We start from the raw sequence: 21111 nt of genomic DNA, 5'->3' as shown, positions 1-21111 counted from the left end.
TCCACATGCCAGCCACCCCTGCCCGGGTTGTGCCAGTCCATGACGGAAAGTTCATTTAAGGGGTTTAACGCCGTTTCGGCCACAGCTAGAGGATCTGCTCAAAGGGGAAGCTAAGGCGATGATGCGGAAGGCAAGTTTACTTTCCGTCTGGGCGTGCCTGCCGGCGCTTGGCGCCTGCAACCGGCACCAGTCGACGCTGGCTCCGTTCGGCGAACAGGCCGATCAGGTGCTGTCGATCACCATCGTGCTGGTCGTCGGCGCGGTCGTCCTGGCGCTTGGCCTTGCGCTGCTGATGCGGCACGCGATCCGCGCGCCCGAGGGGCGGTTGACGCACAAGGGCGGGATGAAGATGGTCCTGTGGCTTGGCGGGATCGGCCCGTCGATCCTGTTGCTCGCGCTGCTGCTCTACGCGTTGCCCGCAATGCGCCCCCGACCGGTCGCCGATGCCGACCTGCGGATCGGCGTCGATGGCGAGCAGTTCTGGTGGCGCGTACGTTACGCCCCGCCCGGCGGCGCGGTCGTCGAGGCAGCGAACGAACTCCGCCTCCCCGTCGGCCGCACCGTCGAGCTGTCGCTGCGCAGCCCCGACGTGATCCACAGCTTCTGGGTGCCGGGGCTTGCGGGCAAGATGGACATGATCCCCGGCCGCACCAATCGCCTCGTCGTCCGCGCGACCAAGGCCGGAACATATCGCGGCGTCTGCGCCGAATTCTGCGGGCTGGGACATGCGCTGATGGCATTCGACGTCGTCGCGATGGAGCATGCCGCGTTCGAACGCTGGCTCACCGCGCAGGCGCGTCCCGCGACGGTCACCGCATCGCCCGGCGCGAGGTTGTTCGCCAGGTATGGCTGCAGCGGTTGCCACAGCGTGCGCGGGGTGGGCCCGGCGGCAAAGATCGGCCCCGACCTGACGCATTTCGGATCACGTCCGACGCTTGCTGCGGGGATTTTGCCGATGACCCACGCCAATATCGCGCGGTTCGTGCGTGAGCCCGGCAAGACCAAGCCCGGCGTCCAAATGCCCGCCTTCCCGCAGATGTCGGCCGCCGAAGCCGACCAGATCGCCAGCTATCTTCAGGGGCTGAAATGACGACCGACAGTCCGGCCTATGTCGCCCCCGACCAGAACGATCCCGCCGTCCGCAAGGGCCAGGAGGATCGCCTGCGCGAGGTCTGGAAACCGCCGAGCGGCTGGTTCTTCCGCTGGACCGACGTCAACAACAACCGGATCGGCGTCTGGTACACGCTGACCGCGTTCGGCTTCATGCTGTTCGCGGGCGTGCTCGCGCTGATCATGCGTACGCAGCTGGCGGTGCCGAACAACGATCTGGTCACCGCTAACACGTTCAACCAGCTGTTCACGCTGCACGGCTCGATGATGATGTTCCTGTTCGCGGTGCCGATGTTCGAGGCGGTCTCGATCATTCTGCTGCCACAGCTGCTCGGCGCGCGTGATCTTCCGTTTCCGCGACTGTCGGGCTTTGGCTATTGGAGCTTCCTGATCGGCGGCGTGTTCGTCTCCGGATCGATCTTCTTCGACGCCGCCCCCGATGGCGGCTGGTTCATGTATCCGCCACTGACGACACGGACCGATCTCAGCGGGCTCGGCGCGGACATCTGGATGCTGGGCCTCAGCTTCATCGAGGTGTCGTCGGTCGCAGCTGCCGTCGAGCTGATCGTCGGCGTGCTCAAATGCCGCCCGCCCGGCATGCGGCTCAACCTTATGCCGCTCTACGCCTGGTACATCCTCGTCGTCGCGGTGATGATCCTGTTCGCCTTCCCGCCGCTGATCGCAGGCGACGTGCTGTTCGAGATGGAGCGGCTGCTCAACTGGCCGTTCTTCAATGCGGAAAAGGGCGGCGATCCGCTGCTGTGGCAGCACCTGTTCTGGATCTTCGGCCACCCCGAAGTCTATATCGTCTTCCTGCCGTCGATCGCGCTGTTCGCAATGCTGATCCCGACCTTCGCGCAGCGGCATCTGCTGGGGTATCCGTGGATCGTGCTGGCGGCGGTCGGCACCGCGTTCCTCAGCTTCGGGTTGTGGGTCCACCACATGTTCACGACCGGGCTGCCCAAGATCAGCCTCGCCTTCTTCGCGGCAGCGTCCGAGGCGGTTGCGATCCCGACCGGCGTCCAGATCTTCGTGTTCATCGCGACGCTCTGGGCGGGCAACGTCAAGAAATCGACGCCGTTGCTCTACGCGAGCGGCAGCCTCGCGGTGTTCGTGATCGGCGGTCTGACCGGCGTGATGGTCGCGGTGGCGCCGTTCGACTGGCAGGCGCACGACACCTATTTCATCGTCGCGCATCTCCATTACGTGCTGATCGGCGGTACGCTGCTGCCGCTGTTCGCCGGGCTCTATTATTACTGGCCGCTGGTGACCGGCAAGAAGCTGTCGGATCGGCTCGGGCGGACCGCGTTCTGGATCATGTTCGTCGGCATGAACCTGACCTTCTTCCCGATGCACCTGTCGGGCCTGCTCGGCATGCCGCGCCGCGTGTTCACCTACCCCGAGGAGCTCGGCATCGGCGGGCTCAACCTCGCCTCGACCGCCGGCTCCTACCTGTTCGCGCTCGGCGTGCTGATCGTGTGCATCGACCTCGCGCTGTCGCCGCGTCGCCCGAAGGCGCCGCGCAATCCGTGGAACGCAGGGACGCTCGAATGGCTGGCGCTGCCCGATGACGAGGACTGGGGCATCCGCTCGGTCCCGCTGATCGAGAGCCGCTATCCGATCTGGGACCAGAAGAACTTCGTCCAGAAGGTCGACGAGGGCCGCTTCTTCCTGCCCGACGCGGAGGAGATGCGGCGCGAGTCGATCATCACGACCGTGCTCGATGCGCGGCCGCTGCAGGTCATCCGCCTGGGCACGCCCAGCGTGAAACCGATGATGACCGCGGTGGCACTGGCGGGCGTGTTCATCCTGACGACCTACCATCTCTATCTGCTGTCCGCGCTGAGTGGCGTGGCGACGCTCGCCTGCGTGCTGTGGTGGCTGTGGACCGGCACTGCCGAGATCCCCGAAAAGCCGACCAAGCATATCGGTCACGGGATCGAGGTGCCGCTCTACACCTCGGGGCCATCGGCGCCGGGCTGGTGGGCGATGTTCATCACGATGATGGCGGATGCGACCGCGTTTTCGGGGCTCGTCTTCGGCTATTTCTTCTTCTGGACGATCCATAGCAATTTCCCGCCCACGGGCGCGGGGCTGGACGGGCCCGGCGTATTCTGGCCGATGGTCGCGCTGGCGCTGACTTTGACCGGCTGGGCGGCGACCGTCGGCGCGCGTGAGGTGCACCGTCGCGGCAACGTCGCCGCCGGCCGCCTGCTGCTGGTTCTCGGCATCGTCGCAACGCTGTCGAGCCTGTTCGCCGGGCTCGCCGGGCCGTGGTATTCGGGGATGGACCCCGAACTGCACGTCTATCCGGCGATCGTCTGGACGCTCGCGATCTGGACGGCGGTGCACGCCGCGATCGGCGTGATCATGCAGGCCTATACGCTCGCGCGCAGCCTCGCTGGAAAGATGACGCCCGTCTATGATGCCGATCTGCGCAACATTACCGTCTACCACCATTTCCTCGCACTGACGGGCATCGTGACGTTCTGCACGATCGGCCTGTTCCCGGGGGTCGCATGACAACACCCAAGGACAATCGGAAACACTGGGCGCGCGACCTGAAGGTCACGTTGTGGACGCTGATCGTCCCGCCGACGATCTGGGCCGTGCATTTCCTGTTCTGCTATCTGTGGGTTGCGGTGACATGCGCCAAGTCGCCGACTCCGGCAACGGCGCTGACGGGGTTTCCGCTCGCCACGCTGATCGCGACGATCGTCGCGCTGCTTGGCATCCTCGCCGCGGGCTATATCGCGCGCGTCCAGTCACAGACGCCGGGCGATGCTCCGCCGCATGACGAGGGGACCGCGATCGACCGGCTGCGGTTCCTCGCGCTGTCGACCCGGCTGCTCGCGGGCCTGAGCTTCGTCGCGGTGATCTTCACCGCGCTGCCCGTGATCGTCTTCGGCGATTGCCGATGAGGCGCGCGAGCCTCGCGCTCGGCGTCGCGCTGGTGCCGATCGGCTGGGCGTTCGCCGCCGCGCCGCTCGGTATGGTCGGCCACATGACCGGCCACATGATCGCCGTCGCGGTTGCTGCGCCGTTCCTCGCTTATGGTATCGCGGGCAGCCGGTTCGATCCCGCCGAGCGCTGGCCGACAATCGTCACCCCGCTTGCCATGTCGCTGGTCGAACTGGTGGTCGTGTGGCTCTGGCACCTTCCTGCGCCCCGGCTGGGCGTCGACATGCAGCCGGTTGCGCTGCTGCTCGAACAGGCGAGCTTCCTCGCCGCCGGTCTGCTGTTGTGGAGTGCGGTGCTCGGCACGCGCACCGGCGGCGCGACCGACCGGCGCGTATCGGGCGTCGCCGCGATGCTGCTGACGTCGATGCACATGACCCTCCTCGGCGCGCTCGTCGGCCTCGCCCCGCGGCCGCTTTACGCGATGATGGCGATGCACCCGGCCGCGCACGGCCTCGACGCGCTCGAGGATCAGCAGCTCGGCGGCGTCGTCATGCTGATGGTCGGCGCGGCAAGCTATTTCCTCGGCGGGCTCGCGATGCTCGGCGGGGTATTGAAGACACGGAGCGCGACGGCATGACGATCCGCATTACCTGGGCGCGCGCGATCGCCGCGATCGTCGCGCTGGCGCTTGCCGGGCTGTTGTTCGCCTGGTCGGGCGTGTTCAACATCGCCGCCTCATCGGGTCATTGGAAGATCACCGACTGGTTCCTTCACTGGACGATGCGCAATTCAGTGCGCACGCACGCCGCCTTTACCGCGCCCGACGATCCCAAGGCGAATGAAGGCCTCGTCAGCGCGGCGGGCCTGTTCAGGGCAAGCTGCGCCTCGTGCCACGGCGCGCCCGGCGTGCGTCCGTTGCCGGTGATGCAGGCGGCGACGCCCCCTGCCCCCGACCTCGCGGTCAACGCGCGCGAATGGACTGACAAGCAGATCTTCTGGATCCTCAAGCACGGCGTCAAATATACCGGCATGCCCGGCTGGGCGGCCAAGGATCGCGACGATGAGGTCCGCCGCATGGTCGCGTTCGTCCGCCTGTTGCCGGAGATGTCGCCTGCGACCTATCGCGCCCTGACCGAAGTCCCCGGCAGCGGTACCGCCGGTCCTGACACAGCACGTATCGCCGTCTGCGCCGGCTGTCATGGCACGGACGGCCGCGGCCGTGGCCAGTCCGACATGCCCGTCCTCGGCGGCCAGAGCCCCGTCTATCTGCGTGCCGCGCTCCAGGCCTATGCGACTGGCAAGCGCCAGAGCGCGGTCATGGCCAACGCCGCCGCGACGCTGACGCCCGGAGAGATGACGCGGCTTGCGCGGCATTTCGCCACGATGCCGGGTCTCGGCACGACCACAGCCTCGGGCAATGCGAATGCTGCGCGGATCGTCCGAGAGGGCCTCCCGGCCAAGCAGCTTCCCGCCTGTGCCAGCTGCCATGCACCGGGCAAGCCCTATCCGGTGCTTGCCGGGCAGAGCGCCACCTACATCGCACAGCGTCTGCGCAACTGGCGGGGAGACGAGACGGTGGTCGACGCGCGCAAGTCGCAGGCGACGATGCCGGTGATCGCGCGCCGCATCCCCGAGGACATGATCGACCCGATCGCGGCGTATCTCGCCGGCAAATAAGCTGCGTCCCGCCGTACGCGGGACGCAGCCCGGGTCAATCGCTCGCCGCGACGAAGACCGGTCCGTCCACGAAAAGGTCGGCTGCGCGCTCGCCGGTCGCGAGCCGCGTTTCACCCCACCATGCCGCAGGAACCGCCGCCCCCGACTGATCGAGCAGTTCCGTCGCGCAGCGTAGCGCGACCGCAACCCGCAACGTCTGCCCATTCGCGCGGCGCTCGAAGGCGAGGACATGCGCGGCGCGCGATCCGGTCACGTCGAGAGGGGCGTAGTCACCCTGGGCGAAGATCTGGGGTGCGTCCGCACGGGTCGCGAGCAGTCGGGCAATCAGCGCGAGCTTTGCAGGCGCATCGTGCTCGAGTAGACGCGCGCGGCGGGCATAATCCACCGGCCGGCGGTTATCCGGATCGACCAGGCTGAGATCCGCCAACTCGGTGCCCTGATACAGATCGGGAACCCCCGGCACGGTGTACCGCAGCGCCGTCTGAACGAGCGCATTCGCCTGCGCCGCCGCCGCGGTCGCTTCGATCAGGTCGTGCAGCTCGCGCAGAAACCGCGCGGAACGGTCCGGGTCGAGCAGGGCGCGTGCAAGTGCGTGACAGCGGTCCTCATAGGCCTCGTCCGGCGCCTCCCAGGACGACCGCAGCTTGGCCTCGCGCAACGACTTTTCCTGCCACCCGACGATGCGCTCGGCAAAAGCGGCAAGCCCTGCGCGGTCATCGATCTGGAGCCCCTCGGGCCACGCCCCGAACAGCGTCTGCAGCAGCATATAGGCATCGCCTGCACCCACCGCGTCGTCGATAGCGGCCGCCGCGGCGAGCCAGCCCGTCACGGTCTCACGCCAGCGCACCGGGATTTCGCTCAAGACGGCGAGCCGGGCACGCACGTCCTCGCCACGCTTGTGATCATGCGTCGCCGACGCCAGCATCGCACGCGGCCAATAGGCGGCGCGCTCCGCCATCGCGGCATGAAACGCCTCGATGGGCAGCGCGAAGGCTGCGGGGTCGAACCCGACGTCGTTGCGCGACAGCAACCGGCCATAGCGGTAGAAGGCGGTGTCCTCGACCGCCTTCGCCACGATCGGTGCCGAGAGTTGCTGGAACCGCCTCACCGCGGCCGGGGCGAGATCCGGATCGCCCGGACCTTCGCCGGCGAGCCAGTCGAGGATCAGGTCGACGACCGGTCCCTCGCCGGGTGCCAGATGCGTCGCGACCCGCTCGCGCACGATCGCCCGGATCGCGGCATCGGCGGCGGGTGCCGCGACGCCGGTGCCATAGGTGCGATAGACCGGGAAGACCCAGAGCATGCGCTCCACCGCCCGCCGGATCATCCCCGCCGTCAGCCCGTCGCCTTGCGGCGTCGACCGTGCCAGCGCGACGAACGCCGCGACGCATCGGGCAAGCTGCCCCTCGAACTGCCAGGACAACATGTCCTGACGCGCGCGCAGATCCTCGGGCTCGAACGCGGCCGACCGCCCGCTGATATCCGCCCAGAGCTCGGCGAGCGGTGCGGCGCCGTCCTCGTCATGCAACAGCGCGGTGACCTGCGCCATGAAGTCATACCCACTGGTACCATCGATCCCCCAGTCGGTGGCGAGCGGTTCGCCCTCTGCGAGGATCTTCTCGACGACGATATAGGCCGGATCCGCGCCAGCTGGCGTGATTGCATCGAAGTGCGCGCGCAGCGTTCGGCAATAGCCGGCGGGGTCGGTCAGTCCGTCGACATGATCGACCCGGACACCGTCGATCAATCCCTCGGCATAGAGGTCGAGATACAGGCGGTGGCTCGCTTCGAACACTGCGGGATCTTCCGCGCGCAGTCCGGCGAGATCGTTGATCGTGAAAAACCGCCGCCAGTTGAGATCGTCGTTCGCCGTTCGCCACGATGCCAGCCGGTAATGCTGCCGATCGAGCAACGCGGTCAGGTCGTCACTCGCCGCGGTCGCGTGATCCTTGGGACGGAGCGGCAGACGGTGTTCGCCATACGCGACGAGCATCGGCACATCGTCGACCTGCTCGACGCTGAGCGCCCCCTGCGCGATCGCCACCGACACCGGATCGCCCAGGATCGGCAGCAGGACGGGTTCGCGCCAGTCGATGTCGAAGAATTGCGCATAATGGCTCGACGCACCGTTCGCGAGGACGTCGTTCCACCAGCCATTCTCGCCGCCCGCCACACCCATGTGATTGGGGACGATGTCGACGATCATGCCCATGCCGTGCGCCTTCAACCGGTCGACGAGCCGGCGAAACCCCGCCTCGCCACCCAGTTCGGGATTGATCCGGGTCGGATCGACGACGTCATAGCCGTGCGTCGAGCCTGACCGTGCAGTCGCGATCGGCGAGGCGTAGAGATGACTGATCCCGAGCGCGGCGAGATAAGGCACCTGCGCCTCCGCGTCCGCGAAGGTGAAGTCCTTGTGGAACTGCATCCGGTAGGTCGCACGTGGCGTCATGATGCGCGCGCCGTTTCGATCAGAGCGATGCGTGCGGCAGTGTCGGGGCGCGCGAGCAGCGCGTCGGTGGTGTCTGGCATGCGTCTCCGCCAATTGGGGTGTTCATCGGTCGTGCCGGGAAGATTGGGCTGCTCGACGAGCCCAACGAGATCCTCGAGCGGGAAGATCGCCAGCCCGCATGGCGTCCGTGCGACATGCGCCAGCGCGGCGTCGACGACCGGCGCGGTGTCGCTCGGGTCGGGCTGTGGCCCCGGCGCACCGAGCGCGGTCCACAAACGGGACCGATCCGCGGCGCGCGCATCGTGGTCGGCCGCCTCGTCGGCGGCGTCGCTGGTCCGGCCAAGGGCCCAGTTCCAGGCGATATCGCGCCCCTGCCACCAGCCCGCGATCGTCGCCAGATCATGCGTCCCGCTCATCGCGACCGCATCGATCGACCAGGATTCGGGGGGGATGAATTCACCGTCGCCGTCGCGCTCGAACCAGAGCACGCGCATCCCCAGCATCGCCCGCGTGTCCATCGCCTCGCGAAACCCGTCGGGCACGGTCCCCAGATCCTCGCCGATGACGATCGCGCGCGCGCGGTGCGATTCCAGCGCGATGATCCGCATCATGTCGGCAAACGGCATGTCGAGATACGCCCCGTCCGCCGCCGACGCGCCGTCCGGCACCACCCATAGCCGCCGCAAGCCAAAGGCGTGATCGATGCGAAGCCCGCCGGCATGCGCCAAGCCCGCGCGGATCGTCGCGATGAACGGGGCGAAGCCATTTGCCACAAGCGCCCGTGGGTCGAAGCCGGTGATGCCCCAGGCCTGCCCGTCGGGCCCCAGCGGGTCGGGTGGCGCACCGATCGACAGACCGTTCAGCAAATCACCCCGCCGTCGCCACGCATGGCTGCCGCCCGGATCCATGCCGACCGCGAGATCCGCGACCAGACCGACCGCCATGCCGCCATCACGTGCCGTGCGCTGCGCCCGTTCGAGCCCCGCATCCGCCAGCCACTGGAGAATGACGTAGAAGTCGCACGTATCGCGCTGCTCCGTCATGAACGCGGCGACCGCGGCGCCATCGGGATCCTGATAGGCGGCAGGCCAGTCCTGCCATCCCCGGGCGCCCGACTGCGCAAGAAAATGGGCGTGAAGCGCATCGAACGCGGCGTGGAAACGCAGGTCGCTGCCGCCCCTTGCGCCGAACGCCTCGACCTCGGCCCGTACCGTGTCCGGCAACGTGTCGAACTGTCGGCGCAGCGCGACGAGGCGATCCGGGATCGCGCCCGCCCAGTCGATCAATGCGGGCGGCGACCCTGGGTCCGCCGAAACAGCGCCCGCCATCACGGACGGATCGGCGAGCATGACGTTCAGGAACTGGCGGCTCGACGGGGCATAGGGGCTGAACCGGGTCGCATCCGCCGGGAACAGCGCATGTGTCGGGCTGATCGCCACCGCATCGGCACCGCGCGTCGCGAACGCGCGCACCGTGTCCGCAAGCGTGCCGAAGTCGCCGAACTCGGTGCTCCGGCCGTCGCGCAGGGCGGGGATCTGCACCGCCGGGCCCCAGAGGCGCCCACCTGCCTCGACGTCCGCGATCGTGACGCAGCGCGGTGGCGCGATCGCGAGCCGGATGTCCCGGCCGCCGAGCGTGAGCAGGTGGTATCCCGCCTCCGTGATCCCCGGCAGCTGCCCGTCGACGATCGTCACGGCACGCGACGCCCCGTCCTCCAACGTCAGAACCGCAGGACCATCGCCTGCCCCGATCGACACCCGCGCACCGACATCCGCCGAGACGAACGACGGGGGTTCGGCTCGCACCGCGCGCGCGGTGGCGAGGCTCGCGCGTATCGCCGCCTCGCTGTCCGCGGGAAGTCCGAGCGCGTTCAGGATCGCTTGCAACGCCTCGTCGGCCACGGTCTGCGCACGCCCACCGGCATCCTGCCACCGGGGCTGCAGACCAGCGGCGGCGGCGAGGTCGTGGAGCAGGCTCATGCCGCCAGCCACACGGCGACGCTCGCGTGCTGCCCGGGATCGCCCTGCGCGAACAGCATCTCGCCGGAGGCTTCCGGAAACGCGACCGGATCCTCGCCGAGATTGAGCGCGATCGTGAGCACCGCGCCGTCGCCCAGCGTCCAGCGCGCGACGACCGCCGCCGGCCCGATCGCCTCGGCGCCGATCGCGCGCGTGCCGGACAGGCGCGGTATGATCGCGCGCTGCCGGACCGCGATCAGCGTGCGATAAAGATCGCGCCAGGCATCGGCGTCGGGACCGGGTGCAGCGACCGACGCCTCGAAGGTCGCGCTCGCATTCGGATCGGGGATCGCAGCGCGGGCGGATTCGTCGGCGAACGCGGCAAACTTCGCGAATTCCCGGCGCCGGCCATCGCGCACCGCATCGGCAAGCTCGTCATGGAAGTCGGTGAAGAACAGGAACGGCGTCTCGCTCCCCGTCTCGTCCCCCATGAACAGCAGCGGGATCTGCGGGCAGAGCAGCAGCAATGCGGTCGCAGCACGCAGCCGTGCGTGATAGGTGAGCAGCGTAAGCCGCTCGCCAAGCGCCCGGTTGCCGATCTGGTCGTGGTTCTGCAGAAACGACACGAACGCGGTCGGTGAAAGGTGCGCGCTCGGCGTGCCGCGCGTCCGACCGTCATGATTGGCCGACCCCTCCCCCTGATAAATGAACCCTTCGCCCAGGCACCGCGCGAGACGCTCCGCCGGCCGGTCGGCGAAGTCGGCGTAATAGGCGCTGGTTTCGCCCGTCAGCAGCACGTGAAGGACATTGTGGAAGTCGTCGTTCCACTGCGCATCATAGCCGCCCGGCCGCAGCCGATCGGCGTCGTTGCGCTCGTTCTCGAGGACGAGGTGGATCGGCCGGTCGGTGACCGTCGCGCGGATCTCAGCCGCCATCGCATCGAGGAACCGGTCATTGTCGATCGCGTGGACCGCATCGAACCGAAGACCGTCGATCCGGTAGTCGGTGAGCCACATCAGGGCGTTGTCGATGAAGTAGCGCGCAACGGGTTCGACATCGACCGCCACCGCGCCGCCCCAGGGGGTGTCGACGTCCTTGTGAAAGAACGATCCAGCATAGGCGCCCAGATAATTCCCGTCGGGTCCGAAGTGATTATAGACAACATCGAGCAGCACCGCGACGCCAAGCGCGTGTGCGGCATCGACCATCGCCCGCAGATCGTCGGGCGTGCCGTAGCTCTCGGCGACCGCATAGGGCAGGACGCCGTCATAGCCCCAATTGCGCGTGCCGCCGAACGCAGCGACCGGCATCAACTCGACCGCGGTCACGCCGAGCGCGGCGATCTCGGGCAGGCGTGCGGTGATCCCGGCGAAACCACCCATGGTGCCGGCATGGACCTCCATGATCACAAGCTCCTCCCAGCGCCGCCCGCGCCAGTCGGTCGATCGCCAGCGATACGCATCGGGATCGACGGTGACGCTCCAGCCATGCACACCCCCCGATTGCTGGCGCGACGCGGGGTCGGGCACGACCAGATCCTCGCCGATCCGGAAGCGATAGCGCACCCCTGCCCCGACATCGGCGGTCGCGGTGAACCATCCGTCCGTCTGTCCGTCCAACGGCTTCGGCGCAGCCCCGTCGATCTCCAGCGTCACCCGGTCGGCATCGGGCGCCCAGAGCCGGAACGCTGTGCCGCCGCTCGCCGGCGTCGCGCCCCACGCGCTCATGCCGGATCCATCCTCCAGGACAGCAGCGCCGCACCCTGCGGCGCGAGATCGTAGCTGTCGGTGATCGGCATCGGCTGCTGCTCGGGCTTTGCGCTGTCGATCAGGACCATACGCTCGACCTCGGAGGGCGGTGGCATGGTGAAGGTCAGCGGCCCCTCCGACGCGTTCAGCAGCAACGACACGACCTGGATCCTGCCATCCTCGCACAGCGCCGCACGACGCATCGTCAGCGCACGGCCATTGGTGTTTTCCCAGTCCTCGGGAGACAGCTGGACGCCACGCTCGTCCCACCATTCGATGTCCTTCAGACCCTCCGCCGGGGTATCCTCGCCGTAGAGGAAATTGCCCGCGCGCAGCATCGGATAGTCGCGCCGCAACGCGGCCAGCCGCGCGGTGAAGTCGATCAGCGCTTCGCCCTCGGGGGTCTTCGCCTGCGTCCAGTCGAGCCAGCTGATCTCGTTATCCTGGCAATAGGCGTTGTTGTTGCCGCCCTGCGTCCGCCCGAACTCGTCGCCCGCGACCAGCATCGGCGTGCCGAGCGACGCGAACAGCGTCGTCAGCATCGACCGCGCGACCCGCTTGCGAGTTTCCGCGATCGCGGGATCGTCGGTCGGCCCCTCGACACCCCAGTTGCGCGAGCAGTTGTTCGAATGGCCGTCGCGATTGTCCTCGCCATTCGCCTCGTTGTGCCGCTCCTCATAAGCGGTCGTGTCGGCGAGCGTGTAGCCGTCATGCGCGCCGAGCAAATTGACGCTGGCCCAGGGGCGCCGCGCACGGCGATCGAACAGATCCGCCGACCCGGTCAGCCGCGCCGCCAGATCCGCGCGCTGCGCATGGTCACCGCGCCAGAACTTGCGGACGGTATCGCGGTACTTGTCGTTCCATTCGGCAAAGCCCGGGGGGAAATTGCCGAGCTGATAGCCACCCGGACCGATGTCCCACGGTTCGGTGATCAGCTTCAGCCGGCCCAGCACCGGATCCTGGCGCAGCACGTCGAAGAAGCCGGCGCCCGGATCGAAGCCGGTGTCCGTCCGCCCCAGCGTCAGCCCGAGATCGAAACGGAACCCGTCGATCCCGAAGCTGGTCGCCCAGTAGCGTAGCGAATCCGCCACCATCTGGATCACCCGCGCCTTGGTCAGGTTCAGCGTGTTGCCGGTCCCCGTGTCGTTGATCGAGAAGCGCGGCTGATCCTTGACCAGCCGGTAATAGCTCGCATTGTCAAGCCCGCGCCACGACAGTGTCGGCCCCTGCTCGGACCCCTCGCATGTGTGATTGTAGACGACGTCGAGGATCACCTCGATCCCCGCCGCATGGAGACGGCGGATCGACCGGCGCAGTTCGTTGTGACTGTCGGTCGCGAAGAAGGAGCGTTCGGGCGTAAAGAAGTTGAGGGTGTTGTACCCCCAGTAATTCCGGAGCCCCTTCTCCTGTAGGAACCGGTCCTGCGTATAGCTCTGGATCGGCAGCAGCTCGAGCGCGGTCACGCCGAGCCGCTTCAGATGATCGATGACCTTGGGATTGCCGAGCGCGGCGAAGGTCCCGCGTTCGGAGGGCTGCACCTCGTCGAACAGCTTGGTCAGGCCCTTGACGTGCGCCTCGTAGATCACCGTCTCGGACCAGGGCGTGTTGGGGCGGACGTCCCGCGACCAGTCGAAATGGCTGTCGGTCACGACACCCTTGGGCATGGTCAGCGCATTGTCGCGCCGATCGAAGCTCAGATCCTCGCGCGCCGACTTGACCTGATAGCCGTACATCGCGTCGGTCCAGCGCAGCTCGCCCGTCATCGCCTTGGCATAGGGATCGAGCAGCAGCTTGTTAGGATTGAACCGGTGGCCCTCCTCGGGTGCGTACCGGCCATAGGCGCGATAGCCATAGGACAGCCCCGGCTGCGCATCGGGGAGGTAGCCGTGCCACACCTCGTCGGTCCATTCGGGCAAGACGTAGCGCTTGAGTTCACGGCGGCCGCTGTCGTCATAGACGCACAGCTCGATCTTTTCGGCATTGGCCGAATAGACCGCGAAATTGACCCCGAGCCCGTCGAACGTGGCGCCGAGCGGATAGGCCGAACCGGCCTCGAGCGTATCAGGCAGAAGATGCAAAGCGAGCCCCCAGATTGACGCCAACCTCCACCATTCTAGCAGCGCGGCGGCGTGTCAGGGCGAAAACCCGCCTGCTCCCGGCAATGTTCCCGAATCGGTTTCTTTTCCCTGTCGACGGAAAATCATCGGCGGGATCGGGCAAGGCGGGTGACGCCGATGGGCGTCACCCGGTGTGCCGCCGCCGTTATCCAAGCTGCTCGAGTTTTGCATCCGGGGCTGCGGCCGAGGCGCGGAACCGCGCGACGCTCGCCTCCTCGAACGACTTGGCAACAACGGTCGATACCGTCTTGAAGTCGGCGGTGGCATGGTCCGGCGTCAGCGTCAGGACGATGAACCCCTTGCGATCCTGGTCGCAGAAGCGGACCTCGTCATTGGCGTCGGCGATCAGCGTCCCGATCCCCGGGATCAGCGAGCCATAGGACGGGCTGGTGATCGCGGTCGCACCGAATTCGACCGCGACGAGCTTCCCCGATGCATCATGCAGATCATTCGCCCAGCCGGCATGGCTATCCCCCGACAGCACGACCGGTCGCGACCCCGACCGCTTGAACGCGGCATAAAGCCGTTCCCGTGCTGCGGGATAGCCGTCCCAGCTGTCGAAGTTGAACGGCAGACCCGCGCGATAGGATGCCATGCTCGCCATCAGCGCCGTGCGCCATTTCTCCGGGAGCCGCGCCATCATCGCGGCGAAGCGATCGGGGCCAAGCTGCCTCTCGAGATCCGGGCCGGCCACGCGCGCCATCACCACCTGGTTGCCGAGTACCTGCCACGGCTTGCCCGCCGTGACCGACGCCGCCATCGTCCGCTCGATCCAGGCGAGCTGCGGTGCGCCCAGCATTTCGCGACCCGGCTGCGCGCGCTCCGCCATCATCGGGGCATATTCGGCAGGCGCAATCGCCTCGCCCTTCGCCGCGACCTGCCTGCTCCGAGCGAGCAGCCGCGTCTCGACCATCACCAGCGTCGCGAGATCGCCGAACTCGAAACTGCGGTTGATCGCTTCCCACGGCTCGCCGGGCCTCGGGTCGCGGATCGGCATCCATTCGAAATAGGCCTGCATCGACGCGGCCTTGCGCGCCTTCCAGTCGCCCTCGGTCGCCGGGTCATGGTTCTCGGCGCCGCCGATCCAGTCGTCATTGGCGACCTCGTGATCGTCCCACACGCAGATGAACGCCGCGCGGGCGTGCGCCGCCTGCATGTCGGCGTCGCGCTTCACCTGCGCGTGACGCATCCTATAGTCGGCGAGCGTCAGGATCTCATGCGTGGGCTCGACCAGCCGGCCGATCTTCTTGCCGATGTCGCCGCCATAGCCGTCGATGGCATATTCATAGATGTAGTCGCCGAGATGCAGCACTGCGTCGAGCCGGTCGAGTTTGGCGATCGAAGCATAGGCGTTGAAGAACCCGCCGGGGTATAGCTGGCACGACACCACGCCCATGACGACATCCGCAACCACGCCGCGGGGCAGCGTGCGGACCCGGCCGACGGGTGAGCGCGTGCCCGCCGCGGTTTCGAACCAGTAGCGATACTCGGTCCCGGGTTTCAGCCCCGTCACCGCGACCTTGGCGGTGAAGTCGCGCGCCGCCCGCGCCGCGATCCGGCCCGAACGGAGGGGCGTATCGCCCTCGCGCAATGCGACATGCCAGGTCAGCGCGATATCGCCCGCCTGTTGCGGATCCTGCGGGGTAGCACGCGTCCACAGGATCGCGCCGTCCGCCAAGGGATCGCCGCTCGCCACGCCGTGGTCGAAGCGCGCTGCCCCCGCGCTGCCGTTCGTGCGCGCCGCGGTGGCGAGGCCGGGAAGCGCGAGCGCGGAGCCGGAGCCGAAGAGCGTGAGGGCGTCGCGGCGATTGATCGTCATAACAGTGCCTTTTGCGGTGATGCCGCCTGCTAGGGGCGCTCGGCGTCAGTCACGTTGCGGCGGTGTTACGCCGCGATGACAGGCCGTCACGCGCGGGTCATGTATCCGACGCGGAACCGTAACGACCCCGCCCTAGGTGCTCGCTCACTGACAATCGGGGGACTTCATGACGACTATTTCTACGCGCCTGGCTCTGGCCGCGCTTGCTGCATCCTGTTCGACGGGTGCGCTTGCCCAGGCGATCGTCGCACCCGATCCGGCGACCGGCCCGGCCGCCCGCGCCAGCGTGACAAACGGCGACGACATCGTCGTCACCGCGCAGAAGCGCGAACAGCGGATCGAGGACGTGCCGCTGACCGTCACCGCGCTCACCGGCGCGAAGATGGCGGATATCGGCGTCAACTCGCTGTCCGAAGTCGCCGCCTATATTCCCGGCCTGCAAATCCAGGAGCAGAGCGCGAACAACCCCGGCTTCGTGATCCGCGGCATCACCTCGGACAATGGCTCGTCGCAGCAGGGTGCGCGCGTGACGCTCTACTATAACGGCGTCGACATCAGCCGGTCGCGCGGCGCCTATCAGGATCTCTATGATCTCGAGCGGATCGAAGTCGTGAAGGGCCCGCAGGCGACGCTGTTCGGCACCGCCGCGGCGGTCGGCGCCATCAACCTCATCTCCGCCAAGCCGCAGCCCGGCACCTCAGGCGCGATCACCGGCTCCTACGGCAATTACAACAGGACGCAGGTGTCGGGCTTTATCAACGCCGGCAACGACGTGCTGTCGGGGCGCCTCGCCTTCGCCTATAAATATCGCGACGGCTATGTCCGCAACATCGCCGGTGATGCGAACATCCCCAACCAGAACCAGGGCAAGGTCGATCAGGACGATCTGAACGGTCAGGACCAGCGCGGCATCCGCGGTTCGCTGCGCTTCCGTCCGAACGACGCGGTCACCGCCGATCTCGTCCTGACCTATGATGGTCAGCGCAATCCCGGCACCGCGTTCAAGAGCCGCGCGCATGCCCCGACCGGCGGCCAGACCGGCGATTACGGCAATGCCGAACTTTCGGGCTCGCCGTTCAGCGCGACGGCGCTCGGTGCGCGCAAGCTCGGTCTCGACCGCAACGTCTATGATGCCAATCTGACGGTGTCGGTCGATCTGTCGCCCGGCATCACCTTCACCACCGTCAACGGCTATCGCCGCTTCGACGCGCTCGAGATATTCGACGCGGACGGCGGCCCGGCCTGGTATCTCGAATTCGCCGAGGATGCGAAGGGCGACCAGTGGAGCCATGAGAGCCGCTTCGCGTTCGACGGCCCGAAATATCGCGCATCGTTCGGCTGGAACGCCTTTTTCGAAAACGGGTCGCAGCGCGTCCCCTTCTCGACCGAGGAGGGCACCTATATCGCTTGCTCGATCGCCACGGCCTATCAGCCGTTCCGTACCGCGCTGAACGGCGCGGGGATCCCGACCGGCCCGGGCTGTGTCGCCGCCAACGGCACGATCCCGGCAGCGACCCGCGCCACCGCGATCCTCACCGGCGGCCGCGCGACGCAGATCCCCTATTCGTCCGAGTTCACCAATTACGGCAACAACGACACCTATTCGGTGTTCGCCGACGCGACCTATATCCCGATCCCGGCGCTCGAGCTGACCGCCGGCGCACGCATCCTGATCGAGGATCGTCAGTCGGGCTATTCGTCGATCCAGCCGAATTCGCAGATCCTCGCTGCGCTGGGCGTCCGCACCAGCCTGCTCGGCACCGCGAACACCAATGGCGTGAAGTTCGAGGCGGACCAGAGCTTTGCCGCGATCCTCCCGCGGTTCAACGCGCTGTTGAAGCTCGACGACGATGTCAGCCTCTACGGCACGATCAGCAAGGGCCGGCGCTCGCCGGTCGTCCAGTTGGCGGCACTCAACGCCGTCAACGGCGTACGCCCCAATCTTCAGATCGTGCCTGAGGAAAATGTCTGGAACTACGAAGGCGGGGTCAAGGGGCGCGTCGGTCCGTTCACCGGCGCGGCATCCGTCTTCTATCAGACCTATGACGGGTTCCAGGTCTCGGTGAACGAGGTCAATCCCGCCAATGGTGCGGTCGTTGCGGTCACGCGCAGCGCGGGCTCGGCAAAGAATGTCGGCGTCGAGCTCGAGGGCAATCTGGCGCTTGGCCAGTATCTCTCGGTGTTCGGGACCTTCGCCTATCTCGACGGCGGGATCGCGGACCAGCCTGCAGGCACCTTTGCTGGCAACCGCTTCCGCCTCCAGCCGAGCACCACGGCATCGGGCGGCGCGACGCTCCGGCTGCCCGTCGGCGGCGCGGTCTTCTATGCGACGCCGAGCGCGAATTACCGGTCGAAGGTGTTCTTCGAACTGCCCAACAGCGCCGCGATCAGCCAGCGCGGCTATACGCTGGTCAACTTGCGTGCCGGTATCGAGCTCGCGGACGGGCGCTACCGCGTCGGCGGCTTTGCGCGCAACCTGACCAACAAGCGCTACCTGATCGACGCGGGCAACACGGGCGGCGGCTTCGGCATCCCCACTTATATCGCCGGCGAACCGCGCTTCTACGGCGTCGAGCTCGGCGCCAAGTTCTAAACAGCCCTGTCCCACCCTGTCGTTCCGGCACGCGCCGGGACGGCGGGGACCATCCGCAAAGACCAGTCGGGCGGCTGCAAGTTGGCGCGCCCGGCACTCGTCCGCCGGCTCCTATCCCGGCCCGGTGCGTTGACGCGCATTCCCCATCGCACGAGGTTCTCACGATGCGCGCCATCCCCATCGCTACGGCCGTTTCCGCATGAGCGGTCCGCAGCTCTTCACGCCGTTCAAGGTCGGCAAGCTCGATCTCGCCAACCGGATCGTCATCGCGCCGATGTGCCAATATTCGGCGGTCGACGGCTGCATGACCGACTGGCACCTGATCCATCTCGGGCATCTCGCGCTGTCGGGGGCGGCCCTGATGATGCTCGAAGCCGCCGCGGTGACGCCCGAGGGGCGGATCACCTACGGCGATGTCGGGCTGTATGACGATGCGAGCGAAGCGGCGATCGCGCGGACACTCGAGAGCGTGCGGCGCTGGTCGGACATGCCGATCGGCATCCAGCTGTCGCATGCCGGACGCAAGGCGTCGTGCGAGGTGCCCTGGAAGGGCGGCGGGCAGATCGCGCCGGGCGCCGACAAGGGATGGCAGACCGAAGCCCCCTCCCCGGCCGCTTTCCTGCCCGACGATACGCCGCCGACGGCGCTCGATCGCGAGGGGCTGGCTCGACTGCGCGACGCGTTTGCCGCCGCGGCGACGCGCGCGGCACGGCTCGGGATCGATGCGATCCAGCTGCACGCCGCGCACGGCTACCTCCTCCACCAGTTCCTCTCGCCCTTGGCCAACCACCGCGACGACGACTATGGCGGCAGCCTCGAGAACCGGATGCGCTTCCCGCTCGAAGTGTACGACGCGGTCCGCGCCGCCTTCCCGGCGGATCGCCCGGTGACGATGCGCGTATCGGGCACCGACTGGGTCGAGGGCGGCTGGGACGGTGAACAGACCGTCGCCTTCGCCAAGGCGCTCGAGGCTCGCGGGTGCGCCGCGATCCACGTCTCGAGCGGGGGCCTCAGCCCGGACCAGCAGATCCCGGTCGGGCCGAGCTATCAGGTCCCGCTGGCGCGTCAGGTCAAGCAGGCGGTCGGCATCCCCGTCGTCGCGGTCGGGCTGATCACCGATTATGAACAGGCCGAGGCGATCATCGGTACCGGTGACGCCGATCTCGTCGCGCTAGCCCGGACCCTGCTCTACGATCCGCGCTGGCCGTGGCATGCCGCCGCACATCTCGGCGGCCATGTGAAGGCGCCCAACCAGTATCTCCGCTCACAGCCACGCCAGTACAAGGACCTGTTCCAGGCCTGACGCGAGCCGCGACCCTCGCGGGTCGCGGCAATGTCTCCAGCCGCGGTCAGCCGTTTTCGCGGAAACCGGGATACAGGCTCATCCCGCCGTCGACGGTCAGCGTCGATCCGATGATATAGTCCGCGGCGTCGGACACCAGGAACAGCGCCGCACGCGCGACATCGTCGGGCTCGCCGATCCGTCCATAGGGGATGAGCTTGAGCAGCGCGTCGGCGGCATCGCCCCTGGTCGCATCGGCGTTGATGTCGGTCGCGATCGCGCCGGGCGCCAGCGCATTGACCCGGATCCGCTCCTGCGCGACCTCCTGTGCCAGCGTGCGCATCAGCATTCCGCTGCCGCCCTTCGACGCCGCATAGTTCGCATGCCCCGCCCAGGGGATCGTCTCGTGCACCGAACTCATGAACAGGATCTTGCCGATCGCCCGGCCGAAGCCGCGATCACCCTGCGCGCGGAACCGGCGTACCGCCTCGCGCGAAACGAGGAACTGGCCCGTCAGGTTGACGTCGATGACGCGGCTCCAGTCGGCCAGCGTCATGTCCGCATAGCCCGCATCCTTCTGCATGCCGGCATTGGCGAACACGACGTCGACGCCGCCGAACCGCGACACGGTCTCGTCGAACAGCCGGAGGACCGCATCCTCGTCCGCGGTATCCGCCTGGCAGGAGAACGCCTCGCCGCCGCCGGCCACGATCCGCGCGACCACGTCGTCCGCCGCCTCGCGATTGCTGTTGTAATTGACCGCGACGCGCGCGCCGGCCTGCGCGAAGAGCAGAGCGGCGGCGCGTCCGAGGCCGGAGCTTGCGCCGGTGACGATAGCGGTCTGTCCGGAGAGATCGATGTGCATGGGGCTCGCTTTCGCTAGACTGTCAGGAGTTGCGTCCCCAACGCCCGCCTTGCCAAAGCTATCCGTCTGCCCCCACCGGGCGGCTAGCCGCCCAGCGTAACCGCCGTCCGCAGCGCGCGCGCATAGGCCTGCGCAGCCTGTTGCTCGGCCGGGGTCTTGAACGCGTCACGCGGGTCGGGCGCATCGCCGAGCGTCGCCAGCACCGCCCACAGCGCAAACCGACGGCCGGTCTCGCGCTCGGTCCCGAACGCAATCCGGACGCGCTCGAGACCGTCATCGATCGCGATCGTATCCAGCGTATCGAGATCGGTCGTGCCGAAATAATGGGTGAGCATCGCATCGAGATCCATGGCGCAGCGCTGCCCGAGCCGGGCCATCGTGGCAAGCCATGTCGAACGGCCGGCCACCTCCCTGCGAAAGAGTTGCGCAACGGTCCACCCCGACCTAGATGCCGGTCGCACACGCCCCTCCGCCATCGCGGCGGCGCGGATGCGGTGCGGAAGAGTGTCCGAGTGGTTTAAGGAACTGGTCTTGAAAACCAGCGTAGGGGTAACTCTACCGTGGGTTCGAATCCCACCTCTTCCGCCAT

Annotated in this window: 14 protein-coding genes and 1 tRNA gene; 8 read left to right on the top strand and 7 right to left on the bottom strand. The window is 67.5% G+C overall.

Annotated elements, in window-relative coordinates; all coding sequences use genetic code 11:
* Positions 1 to 121: 121 nt before the first annotated feature.
* Genes C8J24_RS14500 through C8J24_RS14480 form a run of 5 tightly spaced genes read left to right on the top strand, consistent with a single transcriptional unit; the run spans position 122 to position 5688 of the window.
* Positions 122 to 1090, top strand: coding sequence for a c-type cytochrome (locus tag C8J24_RS14500; protein ID WP_107934253.1), 969 nt, complete (start codon positions 122 to 124; stop codon positions 1088 to 1090).
* Entirely contained in the window at positions 1087 to 3633 is a 2547-nt protein-coding gene (ctaD, locus tag C8J24_RS14495; RefSeq protein ID WP_107933459.1) for a cytochrome c oxidase subunit I, read from the top strand. Before C8J24_RS14500 ends, ctaD begins: the two co-directional genes overlap by 4 nt.
* Positions 3630 to 4031: a hypothetical protein gene (locus C8J24_RS14490; protein WP_107933457.1), complete on the top strand. Its 402-nt coding sequence runs from the start codon at positions 3630 to 3632 to the stop codon at positions 4029 to 4031. Before ctaD ends, C8J24_RS14490 begins: the two co-directional genes overlap by 4 nt.
* On the top strand, positions 4028 to 4648 hold the full coding sequence (locus C8J24_RS14485; protein WP_107933455.1) for a cytochrome c oxidase assembly protein: 621 nt from the start codon (positions 4028 to 4030) through the stop codon (positions 4646 to 4648). The genes C8J24_RS14490 and C8J24_RS14485 overlap by 4 nt, the downstream gene beginning before the upstream one ends.
* A complete protein-coding gene (locus tag C8J24_RS14480; protein ID WP_107933453.1) occupies positions 4645 to 5688 on the top strand; it encodes a c-type cytochrome in 1044 nt (347 codons plus the stop codon). The genes C8J24_RS14485 and C8J24_RS14480 overlap by 4 nt, the downstream gene beginning before the upstream one ends.
* A 34-nt stretch (positions 5689 to 5722) precedes the next feature.
* On the opposite strand, the gene treY is transcribed toward C8J24_RS14480, so the two are convergent.
* The 5 genes from treY to C8J24_RS14455 form a co-directional block, all read right to left on the bottom strand.
* Positions 5723 to 8140, bottom strand: coding sequence for a malto-oligosyltrehalose synthase (treY, locus tag C8J24_RS14475; protein WP_107933451.1), 2418 nt, complete (start codon positions 8138 to 8140; stop codon positions 5723 to 5725).
* A complete protein-coding gene (gene malQ / locus C8J24_RS14470) occupies positions 8137 to 10119 on the bottom strand; it encodes a 4-alpha-glucanotransferase (RefSeq protein ID WP_107934251.1) in 1983 nt (660 codons plus the stop codon). The genes treY and malQ overlap by 4 nt, the downstream gene beginning before the upstream one ends.
* A complete protein-coding gene (gene treZ, locus C8J24_RS14465; RefSeq protein WP_107933449.1) occupies positions 10116 to 11825 on the bottom strand; it encodes a malto-oligosyltrehalose trehalohydrolase in 1710 nt (569 codons plus the stop codon). The genes malQ and treZ overlap by 4 nt, the downstream gene beginning before the upstream one ends.
* The gene (gene glgX / locus C8J24_RS14460; protein WP_107933447.1) at positions 11822 to 13924 is read right to left on the bottom strand and encodes a glycogen debranching protein GlgX; all 2103 of its coding nucleotides are present in this window, start codon (positions 13922 to 13924) and stop codon (positions 11822 to 11824) included. The genes treZ and glgX overlap by 4 nt, the downstream gene beginning before the upstream one ends.
* A 184-nt stretch (positions 13925 to 14108) precedes the next feature.
* A complete protein-coding gene (locus tag C8J24_RS14455; protein WP_107933445.1) occupies positions 14109 to 15782 on the bottom strand; it encodes an alkaline phosphatase D family protein in 1674 nt (557 codons plus the stop codon).
* 166 nt (positions 15783 to 15948) lie between these two features.
* Here C8J24_RS14455 and C8J24_RS14450 point away from each other — a divergent pair, with 166 nt between their 5' ends.
* Both C8J24_RS14450 and C8J24_RS14445 read left to right on the top strand, forming a co-directional pair.
* Entirely contained in the window at positions 15949 to 18375 is a 2427-nt protein-coding gene (locus C8J24_RS14450; RefSeq protein ID WP_107933443.1) for a TonB-dependent receptor, read from the top strand.
* A 199-nt stretch (positions 18376 to 18574) separates the two neighbouring features.
* A complete protein-coding gene (locus C8J24_RS14445) occupies positions 18575 to 19678 on the top strand; it encodes an NADH:flavin oxidoreductase/NADH oxidase (protein ID WP_107933441.1) in 1104 nt (367 codons plus the stop codon).
* A gap of 46 nt (positions 19679 to 19724) precedes the next feature.
* Here C8J24_RS14445 and C8J24_RS14440 read toward each other — a convergent pair whose 3' ends face one another.
* Positions 19725 to 20522 (bottom strand): glucose 1-dehydrogenase, encoded by a 798-nt coding sequence (locus C8J24_RS14440; protein ID WP_107933438.1) that lies wholly within the window; start codon positions 20520 to 20522, stop codon positions 19725 to 19727.
* An 83-nt stretch (positions 20523 to 20605) separates the two neighbouring features.
* Positions 20606 to 20899, bottom strand: coding sequence for a hypothetical protein (locus tag C8J24_RS14435; protein WP_244180746.1), 294 nt, complete (start codon positions 20897 to 20899; stop codon positions 20606 to 20608).
* A gap of 121 nt (positions 20900 to 21020) precedes the next feature.
* Here C8J24_RS14435 and C8J24_RS14430 point away from each other — a divergent pair.
* Positions 21021 to 21110, top strand: a tRNA-Ser gene (locus tag C8J24_RS14430).
* The last annotated feature ends 1 nt before the right edge of the window (position 21111 follow it).

It is taken from the genome of Sphingomonas aerolata (genome assembly GCF_003046295.1).
GTDB lineage: Bacteria > Pseudomonadota > Alphaproteobacteria > Sphingomonadales > Sphingomonadaceae > Sphingomonas > Sphingomonas aerolata.
The sequence above is the reverse complement of the archived record's forward strand: the minus strand, read 5'-3'. Positions and strand labels throughout refer to the sequence as shown.